This is a genomic window from Vibrio sp. 2304 (assembly GCF_033339475.1).
In the GTDB taxonomy this organism is placed as follows: Bacteria; Pseudomonadota; Gammaproteobacteria; order Enterobacterales; family Vibrionaceae; genus Vibrio; species Vibrio alginolyticus.
Window position 1 is genome coordinate 1 of record NZ_JAWOUQ010000100.1, and the last position, 569, is coordinate 569.

General features: G+C 53.8%; 1 protein-coding gene. It reads left to right on the forward strand.

The annotated features are described in order from the left end of the window. Positions 1-569: MFS transporter (locus R7P64_RS24465; RefSeq protein ID WP_318124216.1), on the forward strand; the 569-nt coding region annotated here is incomplete at both ends.

Genomic DNA, 569 nt, shown 5'->3' on the forward strand with positions numbered 1-569 from the left:
TACGGCCTCGGCACGGCGGAAGAGCTGTTTGGCGAAGCGATCAGCGAAGAGGACAAAGAGACCGAAGAAAATGCGATGACCAAGTGGCAGATCTTTGTTGAGTACGTGCTGAAAAACAAAGTGATCTGGCTGCTGTGCTTCTCCAACATCTTCCTCTACGTGGTGCGTATCGGTATCGATCAGTGGTCCACCGTGTATGCCTTCCAGGAGCTGAAGCTGTCTAAAGAGGTGGCGATTCAGGGCTTTACCCTGTTTGAAGTCGGCGCGCTGGTCGGCACGCTGCTGTGGGGCTGGTTGTCGGATCTGGCCAACGGCCGCCGCGCGCTGGTGGCCTGCATCGCGCTGGCGCTGATTATCGCCACGCTCGGTGTGTATCAACATGCCAGTAACGAATATATCTATCTGGCTTCTCTCTTTGCGTTGGGTTTCCTGGTCTTTGGCCCGCAATTGTTGATTGGTGTGGCTGCTGTTGGCTTTGTACCTAAAAAAGCGATTGGCGCTGCCGATGGTATTAAAGGCACCTTTGCTTACCTGATTGGTGACAGCTTTGCCAAGTTAGGTCTGGGAAT